Raw genomic sequence first — 14,001 nt, 5'->3', positions numbered from 1 at the left:
GTTATTGTTTAAAATTGAAATAAGATGAAGATTGCCATCATTCAAGAATGGTTAGTGACCGTTGGCGGTTCAGATAAAGTAGTCAAAGCTATTGCGGATGTATTTCCAGACGCAGATATTTACACCTTAGTTGCTAAAAAACAAGTTTGTGACGAATTAGGGATTGACTGGAATAAAGTCCATACATCATTTATTCAGAAGTTGCCTTTAGGGGTAAAGAAGCATAGGATGTATTTGCCTATATTTCCGTTTGCAATAGAACAGTTTGATTTACGGGGATATGATGTGATTATATCATCTTCTCATGCTGTTGCCAAAGGAGTTCTAACCAAAGCGGATCAACTGCATATTTGTTATTGTCATTCTCCTATTCGTTATGTATGGGATATGTATCATGAATACTTGGAAGAATCGGGGTTGACAAAAGGCTTGAAAGGATATCTGGCTAAATATATGCTTCACCGTATTCGTAAATGGGATTTGATATCCAGCTTCCGGGTTGACTATTTTATAAGTAATTCCGATTATGTGGGACGTCGAATTCAGGAGACTTATAGGCGGGATGCTGTAACAATTCACCCTAATATTGATATTTCTAACTTTGATTTGTGCGTAGAGAAAGAAAATTTCTATTTAACTAGTAGTCGTTTGGTGGGATATAAGAAAATAGATCTTATTGTCGAAGCTTTCAGTCGTATGCCTAATAAAAAGCTGGTTGTGATTGGTGGAGGTCCTAATTTGGAAAAGATACGCAAGATTGCCGGGCATAATGTAACTGTCATGGGATATCAGTCATTTGCGGTACTAAAAGAAAAGATGCAGAAAGCTAAAGCCTTTGTTTTTGCAGCAGATGAGGATTTTGGTATGATTCCGATCGAAGCGCAATCATGTGGGACTCCTGTTATTGCTTATGGCAGGGGAGGTTCTTTGGAAACAGTAAAAGAAGGAGTAACAGGTCTTTTCTTTTATGAACAAACTGTAGAATCGATTATTGATGCAGTAGAAAGATTTGAAAAACTAGAAACATCGTTTGATCCTAAAATAATACGTAACCATGCGGAGACTTTTTCGGAAGAACGTTTTAAGAAGGAAATAAAGGAGTTTGTAGAGTTAAAATATAATGAATTTAATCATCTATTGAAATGAGTTATTTTATATTTGGCGGTTCCGGTTTTATCGGTACGCATCTTATTGCTCTAATTGATAATTTATATCCGGGTACAAAAATATACAATCTGGATATTGTGGAGAATAGCCATGAAGGTAAATCTACATATATCAATTGTGATGTTCGTTCTGAAATAAATATTGATGTTCCCGTTACTTCCGAAGACGTCATCTTTAACTTTGCAGCCGTTCATCGTACCCCGGGGCATCCGGACCAGGCTTATTTTGAGACGAATATTCGTGGTGCAGAGAATGTATGTGCTTTTGCCGAGAAGTTCGGGATAAAGAAAATCGTTTTTACCAGTTCCATAGCTCCTTATGGTGCAGCAGAAGATTTGAAAACAGAAGAGACGCTTCCCACACCGAACACGCCTTATGGAATTTCTAAGTTAGTGGCTGAAAAAATACATACGATTTGGCAGGCAAAAAAGTCGAACGAACGACAACTTACTATTGTTCGTCCGGGTGTGGTATTCGGTAAAGGGGAAAATGGTAACTTTACTCGTTTGTATTGGGGTATCCGTGGCGGTAAGTTCTTCTATCCGGGCCGTAAAGATACGATTAAAGCTTGCATTTATGTGAAAGAATTGGTTCGCTTTATGTTTTATCGTTTAGAGAATCATAATGAAGGAGTAGAGTTATATAACTGTACATATGAACCAGCTTTTACTATCGAGCAAATAGTAGAAACGATGAAAAAGGCTACGGGAGTACAACGTACTGTTGTCGAGGTGCCGGGAAGTCTTCTAATGACAGTTGCAAGGATTGTCGGTCCGTTAGGGGGAAAAGCTTTAGGTATTTGTCCTGCTCGTGTGAAGAAGTTAATGATTTCTACTAATATATGCGGAAAGAAATTGGCTGATTCGGGGTATAAGTTTCATTATACATTTGAAGAAGCTATTAAGGATTGGTATAGAGATAACGATAATAAGTATTTGAGATGATTTTTCTGAAACAATTTGGGTATATAAAATAAATGTTGAGATGTAATAAACACGTGAGTGTTTCGTATGTGAGATGAAAAAATGTAGGTCCCTAGCTTCATGCTGTTTACAGCATGATTCTCCTACATTGTGGATTAGAAATAGCGCGACGGCGCATTTCTAATCTACGCCCTGACATCGGAGGTTAAAGCCGATGTGAATTTCCCACTATATCAACTGTCTGTGAAGATCGTTGATATTTCCTGATTTTACGTATAGTGATGTATTTAGATACACAAATATAAAGAAAAAACATTGGGAGATTTGTATCGAAATATCCCAATGTTTGATTTCAATCATTGAGATGTTTTTTTCAAATCTTCCGATGTTTTTCTGACTCTCCAAAAGGACAAAAGGACAAAAAGGACATATATGACTGTTTTTATTCATCTTAGTATAAGAATCATGAGGTATATTGCTGATCTTTATTATGTTAAATGATTTTGTAGACGTGTTACCTTACGAATGTTGAAATCGTGTTTTGCGCCAACCTGAATCGTTTTGTCTGTCATGAAATGATTGGGCAACTCTTGAACAAAATTACCTATATTGTCAGGATTATTTGGTGAAAGGGCCGTGCTTGGAAAGAAGAGCGATATCTTGTTCGCGTTTGCTTCCGCCTTCAATAATACAATCATTCGACAATAAGGTAAAATTATTGTGCAAATTTCGGGGGAATAAAGGAGTTCCTTTCTGGAATTCCTCTCCCAACTAATAGGCTTCGTCGTTGGTATTGGAATTTTTATAGTACCATAGGGGATTTTTGTCCTTATGTCCTTTTGTCCTTTTGAAAGGAGGGCGCGTTGGTGGGGGAAAGAAGAGGTGTGTTAGATTTGTAACTTGCTTGTATCCAGTAGATAAACTCTCGTTGCTTTTTTAGGGACGAAAATTTGTATGCTCGAAAAAATGCAGGAAGCTCACGTAATATGCTTTTTTGTGAATAGTGTCAGTGACAGTTGATTTTAGCAGTGAATCGCTAATTGTTTCCCTATGTGGACAATATTTGATAAGGTAATAAAAACTGAAATATTATAAATTATTAATCATAGAATGACATGGCAAAAGAAAAACAGAAACCATACGAGTTTTTAAGCAATTTGGTATTGGCTTTAATGGGAACGGATCGTATTTTCAGTAACAGTTTCTTTTCCAGCGAATTTGCTATTTCTCCTAATACTCTGAGTGAGATAAGACGGGGAGAGGATATGTGCATTTATCAGTATGTACGGGTGATACGGTGTATGATGAAGTATCTTCATTTAATTGTTCGGATGGATATGTTATTGAAGGAATTAAGAGCCGTATTAGCTTCCAATTGTGATTTGGTGGTTGCTACGGTTCCGCACCGTTTTCACGGAACTTACCAACCGAAAGAGTGGGTGGTAGTAATGCATTGGGATGGTATAAAATAAATGTTGAAATGAAGAAATATGTAGGTCCCTAGATTCATGATAAACTCATGAAATCCCTACATTTTGCAGGTTAGAAATCGTACAGCGGTATATTTTTAACTTGACCCTCGTATCGGTGTAAAAACTGATATGTATCTATATGTGAAATATACCAACTGTCTGTGAGGATCGTTGGTATATTGCGCTTTAAGGGAACGTTGTACCATAGGGGAGTGGAAAATAGAATAGATGGTTAAAGAATACAAAAAAAGAGCAAACTCATAATATTCCTAAATCTTTCCGGAATCTGTATCGTTATTTGTAGCATAGAATAAAGTATAGTATTAACGCTAAAAGAATAACGATTATGAAGAAATTTCTATCTCTACTTGTACTGGCTCTGGTAGCCGTGCAGTTTTCATTCGCAAAAGATGTGATAACTAAAGACATGAATCAGTTGCCGCTTCCGGCACGTAATTTTATCAATAGTAATTTTACAAAGCCACAGGTTGCCCATATCAAAATTGATAAGGATATGATGGAATCTACCAAGTATGAAGTGTTATTGATGGATGGTACGGAAATTGATTTTGACAGTAAGGGAAACTGGGAAGAGGTAAGTGCTAAGAAAGGGCAGACTGTTCCTGTTAGTATTGTTCCGGGATTCGCTGTCAACTACCTGAAAGCACATAATTTTGTGAATGAAGGAGTGACGAAAGTGGAACGTGACCGCAAAGGGTATGAGATTGAATTGTCTACCGGGCTTTCTTTCAAATTTGATAAGAAAGGAAAATTTATCAAGGCTGATGATTAACTAGTTGCAGTAAATAGACCTAAACAAGAAGATAACTATGTGGAGATTTAAGTTTAGCGCATGGGCAGTAGTGTTGCTTATGACTGCCCTTTCTTTCGGCGCATGTGATAATGACGATGATGATACTTTTGTTCCGCCCAGTAATATTACGGAGGCCTTGAAACAGGTATATCCGGCTGCCCAGAATATAGAATGGGAGATGAAAGGTGCTTATTATGTAGCTGACTGTTGGGTGAGCAATGATGAATTGGAAGTCTGGTTTGATGCTAATGCCAACTGGGTGATGACAGAAAATGAACTGAACAGTATCGATCAGTTGGTGCCGGCTGTTTATACGGCTTTTATAGATTCTAAATATAACGCGTGGGTAGTGACAGATGTATATGTGTTGACATTTCCACAGAATCCGATGGAATCTGTGATTCAGGTGAAACAAGGTAGCCAGCGCTACTCGCTTTATTTCACGCAGGATGGCGGATTGATACATGAGAAAGATATCAGTAACGGAGACGATACGAATTGGCCGCCAACTGAATAATTTTTAATCATAAAAATGACAACGGACTATTTCTATAAAAGGAATGGTCCGTTGCTTTTTATAATTACATTTGTTTGTAATCCTTGGCCAATCCTCCTTCACTTGTTTCTTTATAGAGTGACGGTAGGTCATGTCCGGTCTGTTTCATCACTTGCACTACTTTGTCGAAAGAGACACGGTGCATGCCATCGGTGAAAGCTGAATAAAGATTAGCATCCAGCGCACGTGCGGCGGCGTATGCATTTCGTTCGATGCAGGGAATTTGTACCAATCCGCATACCGGGTCGCAAGTCATTCCCAAATGGTGTTCCAGGCCCATTTCTGCTGCATACTCAATTTGTGCAGGACTGCCCCCGAACAATTGATTGGCGGCAGCCGAAGCCATTGCGCAGGCAACACCTACTTCTCCCTGACAACCTACTTCTGCTCCGGAAATGGATGCGTTGAATTTGACGATGTTGCCAAACAAGCCGGCAGTGGCTAACGCACGTAAAATGCGCATATCGCTAAAGTCACGGCTTTTTTGAAGATGATAAAGTACGGCGGGCATGACTCCGCAGGAGCCACAGGTAGGAGCGGTTACTATTTTACCGCCGGAAGCATTTTCTTCACTTACTGCCAAAGCATAAGAGAAGACGAGCCCTCTGGATTGCAGGGATTGTTTGTATCCGGTAGCACGTATGTAATAAGTGGAGGCTTTCCGCCGGAGATTTAGTGGTCCGGGTAGTACGCCCTCTGCTTCGAGTCCACGGTGAATGGCATCTTTCATGGTAGCCCATACTTCAGCCAGGTAGTCCCATATATCTTCTTCCTCACATTCCTTTACGTATTCCCAATAACTTTTTCCGGTATCTTCACACCATTGGAGTATTTCAGTCATGTTTTCCATACCATATACATCGGGGCTTTCGATGGTTGGATTGTCATTATTTTCTGCCAGTGCACCACCACCGATGCTATAAACAGTCCAATTCTCCTGCACTTTATCGTTGCTATCCAGAGCTGCAAATGTCATTCCGTTCGGATGGAACGGTAGAAAGACTTTGGGCTGCCACACAATTTCTACCGGGGCAGTGGGTTGCAAAGTGTCTATAATGGCTACATCCGTCATGTGTCCTTTGCCTGTAGCAGCTAAACTGCCGTAAAGGGTTACTTTAAAAGATGCAGCATCCGGATGACGTTCCAGAAACATTTCGGCAGCTTTACGCGGTCCCATAGTGTGGCTACTGGAAGGTCCTGTGCCTATTCTATATAGCTCTTTTATCGATTTCATGACTGATGATGTGTTTTTGTTAATACCATTTCTTTTTTCTGAAGTACAAATATACAATAATACCGATAATTGCCATTACAATCCAGGCAAATAAATACCCGTATTGCCATTCGAGCTCGGGCATCCATTTGTAATTCATTCCCCATACTCCGACCAGAAATGTCAAAGGGATAAAGATGGTGGATACGATGGTTAACCTCTTCATGATGTCGTTCATACGTAAATCATTGTTGGAGATGTACAGATCGACTAATGAGGAAAGAGTTTCCCGGCAGATCTCAATGGTCTGTAATACAAATTGCAAGTGGTCGTTTACATCATTGAAAAAGGCACGGTTCACTTTGTGAATAAGCAGGTTTTCTGCCCGTAGTAACTTTATATATTGTTCTTTTAGTGGAAGGATAGATTTTTTCATCAGCATATATTGGCGTCGTAATGCCTGAATCTGAATACCGATGTCATCACCGCTGGTGATGGTGAGCAGTTCTTCTTCCAAATCTTCGAGTGCGTCATCAATGGAAGAGATTGTTGAAATATAGTTTCCCATGATGCTGTTGAGCAGCACGCTAAGTAGATAATCAGTCTGGCGGCTACGTATCTTCAGGACATCATTGCGCAGGGCGGAACTGACATCATCGAAGAAGTCGGTTTCTTTTTCGAGGAAAGTAAGTACGTAGTTATTACCTAGAATAAGACAAACTTGCTGTTGGAGCAACTCGTCCAGTTCGTCTTCTTCTTTATGTTCGTTGGGGTAGAATATTTTTAAGATCAGGACGATGTATTTGTCATGCTCTTCTATCTTGGTAGGATGATCCGCATTCAGTATATCTTGCAGGACTAGGAAGTCTATTTCAAAATGACTGCAAATTTCCCGGATAGTCTCCGTATCTTTCATTCCGTGTATTTGTAGCCAATTGATCCGATCGCTGTTCAGTGTTCCCTTGATGGCTTGAAAGGTGTCGTTGGCGCTTTCCTGCATCTCGGTAGCATTGTAAGTACAAAGATGTAAGTGGGTAGGAGTAAGACTGGCTCCTGTGTAAATAAGCTTTTCGCTTAACAGATTATTCTTCATGCTTTATTCTCGTTTTAGAAAACCACTGTAACAAAGGTAGTGGTTTTCTAAATGAGAACAAGTTCTTTGGACGTTTTGTTTACAGGTTAGTCAAAATCGACTACTGTGATTCCGGCACCGCCAAACTGCACATGTTCGTCGGCATAGTGGCTCACTCCCGGTACGGTGGCCAGATACTGGCGGATTAATGTACGAAGTATTCCCGTTCCTGTGCCGTGAAGGATGCGTACACGGTCCATGCCGACTAATATGGCGTCATCGATAAAATAGGTGACTGCTTGCAGAGCTTCGTCTCCACGCATTCCACGTACGTCAATGTCTTGTTTGAAGCTAAGCTTCTTTTCGTACATTTGGTCATGCGTCTGGCTACTGACAAAGGTGCTTTTGGCGATTCCTTCCATCTTGGGTGCATTATTACTACGTTCCAGACGGTCTATTTTTACGGTCGTTTTTATGCTTCCAAAAGCAACGGTTGCATTTTTACCATTGATTTCCATCACTTGACCGACACTTGTCTGTCCTTTGATTTTTACATTTTCACCTACTGCAATCGGCACTACTTTAGGAGCACTTGACGGGGAAGAGACTGCGGCTTTCGGTTCGTTTTTCTTATTTTTCTTCCGTTCTTGTTTCTCCTTTAATTTCTTCATTTTCTGTGCAATCTTCTCTTCGTGCTCTTTAGAAGCCAGCGCATCTAAAGAAGTACGGAAGTCTGTCAGTTCCTGACGTGCCTGGCGTGTCTTTTCCTTTTCAGCTTGTGCTTCCTTGATTGTGCGTATTGTGTTTTCAATGCGTGCATTGGATTCCTGAAGCATCCGTTCCGCTTCTTCTTTTGCTTGCCGGATGATCTCTTTCCGTGATTTCTGCAACTCTTCCATTTCCGTTTGGTAGCGGGCAATGGTTTCTTCCATGTGTTTTTCCCGTTGACGGATCGTTTGACGTTTTCCTTCCCAGTAACGCTTGTCGCGCACGATGTCCTGAAGGTATTTGTCGGCATTGATATATTCACTTCCTACGATTTCCGAAGCATCTGCAATGACATCTTCCGGCAATCCGATTTTTCGTGCGATTTCTACGGCAAACGAACTTCCGGGATTTCCGATTTGTAGCTGGAAAAGTGCTTGCATGAGATGGCGGTCGTAAAGCATGGCTCCGTTCACTACTCCTTCATGATCTTCGGCAAAATGTTTCAGATTCTGGTAGTGGGTGGTGATGACTCCGAATGTTCCTTTCTGGTTGAAACGTTTCAGGACGGCTTCGGCAATAGCACCTCCAATTTGCGGTTCCGTACCTCCACCGAACTCGTCAATCAGGATGAGGCTCCGTTCGTTGCAACTCTTCATCATGATTTTCATATTGGTCAAGTGAGAAGAGTAGGTACTCAAATCGTCTTCAATAGATTGCTCATCACCAATATCGATAAAGATGCTGCTGAATATACCGGCGTGACTGCGTTCGTGCAAGGGAATGAGCATACCGCATTGCAACATATATTGCAGTAAACCGACTGTTTTGAGGCAGACGGACTTACCTCCGGCATTCGGACCGGATATAATAAGAATGCGTTGTTTTTGATTCAGTTCTATATCCAGTGGTACGACTTTCTTTCCGTGTTTGGCAAGTGAAAGTTGTAATAAAGGATGCACAGCCATTGTCCAGTCCAGTAGTTGCTCATTCTCTACGGCGGGTTTCAGACTATTGGTCTGTATGGCGAAATAGCTTTTCGCGCGGATAAAATCTATTTCTGCCAGAAATTCGTATGATTGAAGAATTTCCGGGATAGACGGACGGAGAATGTTTGAAAACTCGGTAAGGATGCGAATAATTTCGCGTCGTTCGTCGCCTTCGAGTTCGCGAATACGGTTGTTGGCTTCTACGACTTCCGCCGGTTCTATAAACACTGTTTTCCCGCTAGCGGATTCATCGTGTACAATACCTTTGATTTTTCGCTTGAGTCCGGGTGCGACGGGGATCACCAAACGTCCGTCACGCATGGTGGGAGCTACGTCTTTATCTACGTATCCTTCGGATTGTGCGCTGCGCAGAATGCTGTTTAACGAGCGGGAAATATTTCCCATTGTACTGGCAAGCTCGCGACGTATACGGGCTAATTCGGTGGAAGCATTATCCTTGATTTTTCCATATTTGTTAAGGATGCCGTCTATTTTTCCTATCAGTTGAGGGAAAACGGCTATATCTCCTGCCAGTCGTTTCAGACTGGGGTAGGGGGTGTCGTTCTCTTCTTCATCTTCATTCCGATGGAGAAAGCGTACAATGTCACGGATGGTTTCTAATGAACGGCGCAGGTCGAATAGTTCTTGCTCGTCCAGATACATTCCTTCTATCCGCACTCGCTTTAGTGAAGGGCGGACATCAAAGAAAAATTGATCGGGAAATCCGTCTTCTTCCTGGATGATACGGACAAACTCTGTTACCTGGTTTAATTTCTCCTCTACTTCTTCATGTTGCTCGGAAAAGGTCATGTCTGTAACTCTTTCTTCGCCTAAAGTGCTAAGACACTTATCTTTTAGTAACTGTCTGATCTGGTCGAATCCTATCTTTTGCTCAAAATTTTGAGGGTATATCATATCTTTGTTCTTACTAATGGACTGCAAAAATACGATTAATTCGCGAAAAAATTATCAGAATGTTTGCAGATTTAAAAATGATTCGTACCTTTGCACCGCTTTCAACGGAAAGCACTTCTGATAAAGGAGTTTTGGAGAGGTGGCAGAGTGGTCGATTGCGGCGGTCTTGAAAACCGTTGTACTGCGAGGTACCCGGGGTTCGAATCCCTGTCTCTCCGCAACAAACGCTGAAAATCAGCAGATTGCAAAACAAACACCCAGTTTTACACCCAAGAATGTAAAGTCGGTGTTTTTGTTTTATTTAAGATAATACAACCACTACATAATAAAAGAGTAGCGATATTAAAAGAATCCGATGAGAAAAGACTAATATTTATCTATCCATTCAGTTTGATTTTTCAGGACTTTACATCGTCCTGAAAGTATTTGTTATTGTATTCCAACGTCAGGAGTGGATTATAATACAAGTTTTTTGTGTGGATAGAATTTCGTTTTGCTTAATGTACGAAAGTACTTATCTATAAACGCATGAAATATTAGCACAATGAATCATTGGAAATCAACTTTGGCCGTGATAGGAATAGGCCAACTCATATCTATTTTAACAAGTACGATTGTTGGCTTCTCCATTATTTTTTGGATTAGCAACGAATTTAAATCCCCGACAGCTTTATCTCTGGCTATTTTAGCTGGATTTTTACCACAATTTGTATTAGGCTTGTTTGCCGGGGTCTATGTTGACAGATGGAATCGAAAGAAAACGATGTTTTATTCGGACTTGTTCATCGCGTTCTGTACCCTATGTCTTTTTATTGTGATAACCAAGGGTTATAAAGACCTTTCTTTTTTTTATCTATTGACTGCTTGTCGTTCAATAGGCAGTACGTTTCATGCACCTGCTTTACAGGCAAGCATCCCTCTACTGGTTCCCAAGCACCATCTTGTCAGGGTATCAGGTTTGTACCATTCCATTCAATCCTTCAGTGAGGTGATAGCTCCCGTTGTAGGGGCAAGCCTCGTTGTTTGGCTTCCCATACAGTATATTCTGCTCATAGATGTGATCGGAGCTGTTGCTGCTTGTCTGACCTTACTTTGTGTCCAGATTCCTTCTCTTCAAAAAACGAAAGTTCTTCCAGATTTCAAAAAAGAACTGACGGAATGTTGGCATACCTTGCGGCGTACAATGGGCATTTTGCCTTTATTCGTATGCTTTACGCTGGTGACTTTTGTCCTTATGCCTGTTTTTACGTTATTTCCTTTTATGACGCTTCTGCATTTCAACGGAAACATTTTGCAAATGGGAGTTGTGGAAATGGGTTGGGGCTCAGGGGCATTGTTGGGCGGTTTAGTACTTGCCTGTAAGGCTTTGAAAAGCAAGCAAACATTAGTGATGCATACGGCTTATGTGATATTGGGATTGTATCTGATTAGCGCCAGTTATTTACCATCAAGCGCATTTATAGGTTTTGTTTGCCTAACATTTACAGGAGGCATAGCCTATTCCATTTACCATGCGCTTTTCATCGCTATTATTCAGCAGAACTTGGCTTCGGACATGCTTGGACGGACTTTTTCTCTCATCTTTAGTTTGAGTACCTTTCCATCAATGCTGGGTATCGTAGCTTCAGGATATTGGGTGGAAGCATGGGGTATCACATCCGTCTTTATGATCAGCGGATGGGTTATCTTTCTGATTGGAGTGGGTGCAAATTTTATTTCTTCAATCAAGCAGTTGGATAATTACGCATAGTATTATTTATTAAAGAATTATTATATGACAAAGAAAGAACACACTACGATTACAGAGTTATTTCAAGTTTTGGACTTGTTGGAAAGCCTGGACATGCAGTTTTGGTTGGATGGAGGCTGGGGAGTGGATGTCTTGTACGGACAGCAAACCCGCTTGCATAGAGATATTGACATTGATTTTGATGCCAATTATACAGACCAACTCCTTGATCTTTTGCAGGAGAGAGGATATCAAATTGAAACAAATTGGTTGCCCACCCGTGTGGAACTGTATAGCAAAGAATTAGGCTATATTGATATCCATCCTTTTGTCTTGAATGCGGACGGCACTTCCAAACAAGCCGACTTGGATGGAGGCTGGTATGAATTTCAACCGGACTATTTTGGAACAGCAGTCTTTGAAGGCAGAAGCATCCCTTGCATTTCTGCAAAAGGGCAACAAGTATTCCATTCGGGCTACGATTTAAGAGAGAAGGATATTCACGATTTATCTATAATTAAACAATGTATAACAACAATGAGCCTAACAATTAGATAAGAACAAGAAAATGACAGAAAAACAAATTGTCTGGTATATCTTACTTACAGAAGTAAAGATAGACAGTGACACCCAGTCTGTCACATCCCTGAGTGTAGCTCCATTGGCAGTCTTGCCGGAATTCCAGCGTAAGGGAATTGGGGGGGGGATGTTGATTCAGTAAGCCCATCAGAGGGCAGCACTTTTGGGTTACGGCACAGCAGTCGTATTGGGGCATAAAGAGTATTATCCTCGATTTGGCTATCGCAAGGCTATCGATTTAGGAATTGAATTTCCTTTCGAAGTCTCTCATGAATATTGCATGGTGGCTGAATTAATACCTGGAGCTACTGAGAATGTGAAAGGTATGGTTTGTTATCCAACTGACTTTAAATAGTTTAACAAGTAAAATTCATTATATAACTCGGACTGGGTATTTCAATTTCCCAGTCCGTATTCTGATAGTACTTATTCAATTGGAAGATTGTGTTGCTTCAAGAATGAAAGTTTATCCCAATACCCTCTTTGAAAGACGATTTTGTTATCTTTTACATGAAAAAATCCGCATCCACGAAGTCCAAGAGAGTCTTTCCATTCCATGATAGCCCATTCGCCATCTTCAAAAATATTTTCCACCATACAAACCATTTTAGCAGTGGCAAATTCATTCACAAACATTTTGTAGATTGATTCTTTACCTATTATTGGTTCGTTTGCGACTTGATGATTTACTGCATTAGTAGCATACAGCTCTGCTATATGATAAGCATCTGCTTTGTTAAAGCAATCTATCCATTTTTCCAAAACTTCTTTAGGCTTCATTTTTTATAAATTCTTAGGATTTTGATTCTGTAATAAAAACAATCTGTTTGGATGCATAGATACTTGATTTTATTAATAATAGGCTATTCTATATTCTAAATCCTCTGGATTTTTGCTCTCTCTGCACCGAGTTACGTAGATTCTGCTGTAACTTTTCCCATTGTTCCTTAAACCATTGTACTATGGGTTGTCGGTTTATGGTCAGCATAAGCTTACCACTATCCATCGGATGTTTCTCAACCCTAAAAATATCATTCTTGATGTCAAATTTCCACCTGTGTTCTTCGGAATAAATTTTGCCACTACATTGTATGGATTCTTTCTTTGTCAAGAGGTTTTCTATCATGTCTTTGGTAAACCCGATAACAGCGCATAATTTTTCCATTCTCAACATCTCTTTGAACATGGGAAACCATTTGTGGGCTTTTTCAAGCAAGGTGCTCAATCGTGATATTTCCTTGTCTTTGGCTTCAAGTTCTTGATTATGTATTCTTTGAAGATTACGAATTTGTCTGCTATGCTGTTCCTGTATTTGTTGTATCTGAATTTTTAATTCATCAGTAGCTTTGTCCCGTTTGGTAATTTCCTGATGTAGCTGCTCGATGTGATGTTCCAGTTCTTTCAGCTTACCGCTTCCGAAAAGAGAACCTACACCGCTTGCTATGGCGGTAGCAGCATTGGTGGCTGTTTTCTTTAGTTTGTCCGTGCGTATCTCTGCTTTTACCTGTTTGAGTTCCTGTTCGGCAAGGCTTACTTGTTGTTCCTTGTGTCGCTTGGTTTCCTCTATACGTTGCAGTTCGGCTTTCTGCTTCTCAATGATGAAATCATTTCGTTCCAGATGCTCTTTACCTGTGACAGCTTTTGCCTGTCCACGTTCCATCAGGAGAATATCGGAAGCAAGGGTCTGCATGGTTGCCATATCCTCGTCATTGAGCTTTCGGCTCTTTCCAGTTTCATGGTTCATCCAGTCGAATACGACATGAGCATGATAATTTGGTTTGAACCATCTGTTACCGACTTGGAAGCTCTCCTTGTCTTCTGCTTCCGGCTGACCGTTCAGCCAATGCCCTTCGTCTTTATGCAGGAA

Annotated in this window: 13 protein-coding genes and 1 tRNA gene; 9 read left to right on the top strand and 5 right to left on the bottom strand. The window is 40.6% G+C overall.

All coding sequences use genetic code 11. The features are described from left to right. The first annotated feature begins 24 nt into the window (after positions 1-24). From KTR06_RS22385 to KTR06_RS22365, 5 genes are all read left to right on the top strand, one after another. Positions 25-1,146 (top strand): glycosyltransferase family 4 protein, encoded by a 1,122-nt coding sequence (locus KTR06_RS22385; protein WP_128859515.1) that lies wholly within the window; start codon positions 25-27, stop codon positions 1,144-1,146. Further along, complete coding sequence (locus KTR06_RS22380; RefSeq protein WP_074911406.1) at positions 1,143-2,111, top strand: NAD(P)-dependent oxidoreductase; 969 nt, start codon at positions 1,143-1,145, stop codon at positions 2,109-2,111. The genes KTR06_RS22385 and KTR06_RS22380 overlap by 4 nt, the downstream gene beginning before the upstream one ends. Positions 2,112-3,205: 1,094 nt before the next feature. Further along, positions 3,206-3,562 (top strand): hypothetical protein, encoded by a 357-nt coding sequence (locus KTR06_RS22375; RefSeq protein ID WP_008770851.1) that lies wholly within the window; start codon positions 3,206-3,208, stop codon positions 3,560-3,562. 346 nt (positions 3,563-3,908) lie between these two features. Next, positions 3,909-4,355: a PepSY-like domain-containing protein gene (locus tag KTR06_RS22370; RefSeq protein ID WP_004315194.1), complete on the top strand. Its 447-nt coding sequence runs from the start codon at positions 3,909-3,911 to the stop codon at positions 4,353-4,355. Positions 4,356-4,392: 37 nt separating this feature from the next. After that, a complete protein-coding gene (locus tag KTR06_RS22365; RefSeq protein ID WP_004315193.1) occupies positions 4,393-4,893 on the top strand; it encodes a PepSY-like domain-containing protein in 501 nt (166 codons plus the stop codon). Between the two features lie 64 nt (positions 4,894-4,957). On the opposite strand, the gene KTR06_RS22360 is transcribed toward KTR06_RS22365, so the two are convergent. The 3 genes from KTR06_RS22360 to KTR06_RS22350 all read right to left on the bottom strand — a co-directional run bounded on the left by KTR06_RS22360 (position 4,958) and on the right by KTR06_RS22350 (position 9,826). After that, entirely contained in the window at positions 4,958-6,166 is a 1,209-nt protein-coding gene (locus KTR06_RS22360) for an L-serine ammonia-lyase (protein ID WP_004305771.1), read from the bottom strand. 19 nt (positions 6,167-6,185) lie between these two features. Next, positions 6,186-7,238, bottom strand: coding sequence for a magnesium/cobalt transporter CorA (gene corA / locus KTR06_RS22355; RefSeq protein ID WP_008021512.1), 1,053 nt, complete (start codon positions 7,236-7,238; stop codon positions 6,186-6,188). A gap of 86 nt (positions 7,239-7,324) precedes the next feature. Continuing rightward, positions 7,325-9,826, bottom strand: a complete 2,502-nt coding sequence (locus KTR06_RS22350) for an endonuclease MutS2 (RefSeq protein ID WP_120067444.1) — start codon at positions 9,824-9,826, stop codon at positions 7,325-7,327. 133 nt (positions 9,827-9,959) lie between these two features. On the opposite strand from KTR06_RS22350, the gene KTR06_RS22345 reads away from it, so the two are divergent. From KTR06_RS22345 to KTR06_RS22330, 4 genes are all read left to right on the top strand, one after another. Beyond that, positions 9,960-10,044: transfer RNA gene (locus KTR06_RS22345), tRNA-Ser, on the top strand. Between the two features lie 326 nt (positions 10,045-10,370). Further along, positions 10,371-11,576 carry a macrolide efflux MFS transporter Mef(En2) gene (gene mef(En2) / locus KTR06_RS22340; protein ID WP_005786079.1) on the top strand — a complete coding sequence of 402 codons (1,206 nt, stop codon included), beginning with the start codon at positions 10,371-10,373 and terminating at the stop codon, positions 11,574-11,576. A 24-nt stretch (positions 11,577-11,600) separates the two neighbouring features. Further along, positions 11,601-12,113: a lincosamide nucleotidyltransferase Lnu(AN2) gene (gene lnu(AN2), locus KTR06_RS22335; protein ID WP_004308783.1), complete on the top strand. Its 513-nt coding sequence runs from the start codon at positions 11,601-11,603 to the stop codon at positions 12,111-12,113. 10 nt (positions 12,114-12,123) lie between these two features. Continuing rightward, on the top strand, positions 12,124-12,276 hold the full coding sequence (locus KTR06_RS22330) for a hypothetical protein (protein ID WP_005786088.1): 153 nt from the start codon (positions 12,124-12,126) through the stop codon (positions 12,274-12,276). A 284-nt stretch (positions 12,277-12,560) separates the two neighbouring features. On the opposite strand, the gene KTR06_RS22325 is transcribed toward KTR06_RS22330, so the two are convergent. Together KTR06_RS22325 and KTR06_RS22320 are read right to left on the bottom strand one after the other, a co-directional pair. Beyond that, the gene (locus KTR06_RS22325; RefSeq protein ID WP_004308780.1) at positions 12,561-12,914 is read right to left on the bottom strand and encodes a nuclear transport factor 2 family protein; all 354 of its coding nucleotides are present in this window, start codon (positions 12,912-12,914) and stop codon (positions 12,561-12,563) included. A gap of 88 nt (positions 12,915-13,002) precedes the next feature. Next, positions 13,003-14,001, bottom strand: a 999-nt coding sequence (locus KTR06_RS22320; RefSeq protein WP_117737104.1) for a mobilization protein, incomplete at its 5' end; no start/stop codon positions are given.

Origin of the sequence: Bacteroides sp. MSK.20.12 (assembly GCF_019052435.1) — a bacterium.
GTDB lineage: Bacteria > Bacteroidota > Bacteroidia > Bacteroidales > Bacteroidaceae > Bacteroides > Bacteroides xylanisolvens.
The sequence above is the reverse complement of the archived record's forward strand: the minus strand, read 5'-3'. Positions and strand labels throughout refer to the sequence as shown.

Bases quoted from the DNA above. Each gene is read 5' to 3' on its own strand.
- KTR06_RS22385 (WP_128859515.1), top strand. From the start codon at position 25: ATGAAGATTGCCATCATTCAAGAATGGTTAGTGACCGTTGGCGGTTCA.
- KTR06_RS22380 (WP_074911406.1), top strand. From the start codon at position 1,143: ATGAGTTATTTTATATTTGGCGGTTCCGGTTTTATCGGTACGCATCTT.
- KTR06_RS22375 (WP_008770851.1), top strand. From the start codon at position 3,206: ATGGCAAAAGAAAAACAGAAACCATACGAGTTTTTAAGCAATTTGGTA.
- KTR06_RS22370 (WP_004315194.1), top strand. From the start codon at position 3,909: ATGAAGAAATTTCTATCTCTACTTGTACTGGCTCTGGTAGCCGTGCAG.
- KTR06_RS22365 (WP_004315193.1), top strand. From the start codon at position 4,393: ATGTGGAGATTTAAGTTTAGCGCATGGGCAGTAGTGTTGCTTATGACT.
- KTR06_RS22360 (WP_004305771.1), bottom strand. From the start codon at position 6,166: ATGAAATCGATAAAAGAGCTATATAGAATAGGCACAGGACCTTCCAGT.
- corA (WP_008021512.1), bottom strand. From the start codon at position 7,238: ATGAAGAATAATCTGTTAAGCGAAAAGCTTATTTACACAGGAGCCAGT.
- KTR06_RS22350 (WP_120067444.1), bottom strand. From the start codon at position 9,826: ATGATATACCCTCAAAATTTTGAGCAAAAGATAGGATTCGACCAGATC.
- KTR06_RS22330 (WP_005786088.1), top strand. From the start codon at position 12,124: ATGACAGAAAAACAAATTGTCTGGTATATCTTACTTACAGAAGTAAAG.
- KTR06_RS22325 (WP_004308780.1), bottom strand. From the start codon at position 12,914: ATGAAGCCTAAAGAAGTTTTGGAAAAATGGATAGATTGCTTTAACAAA.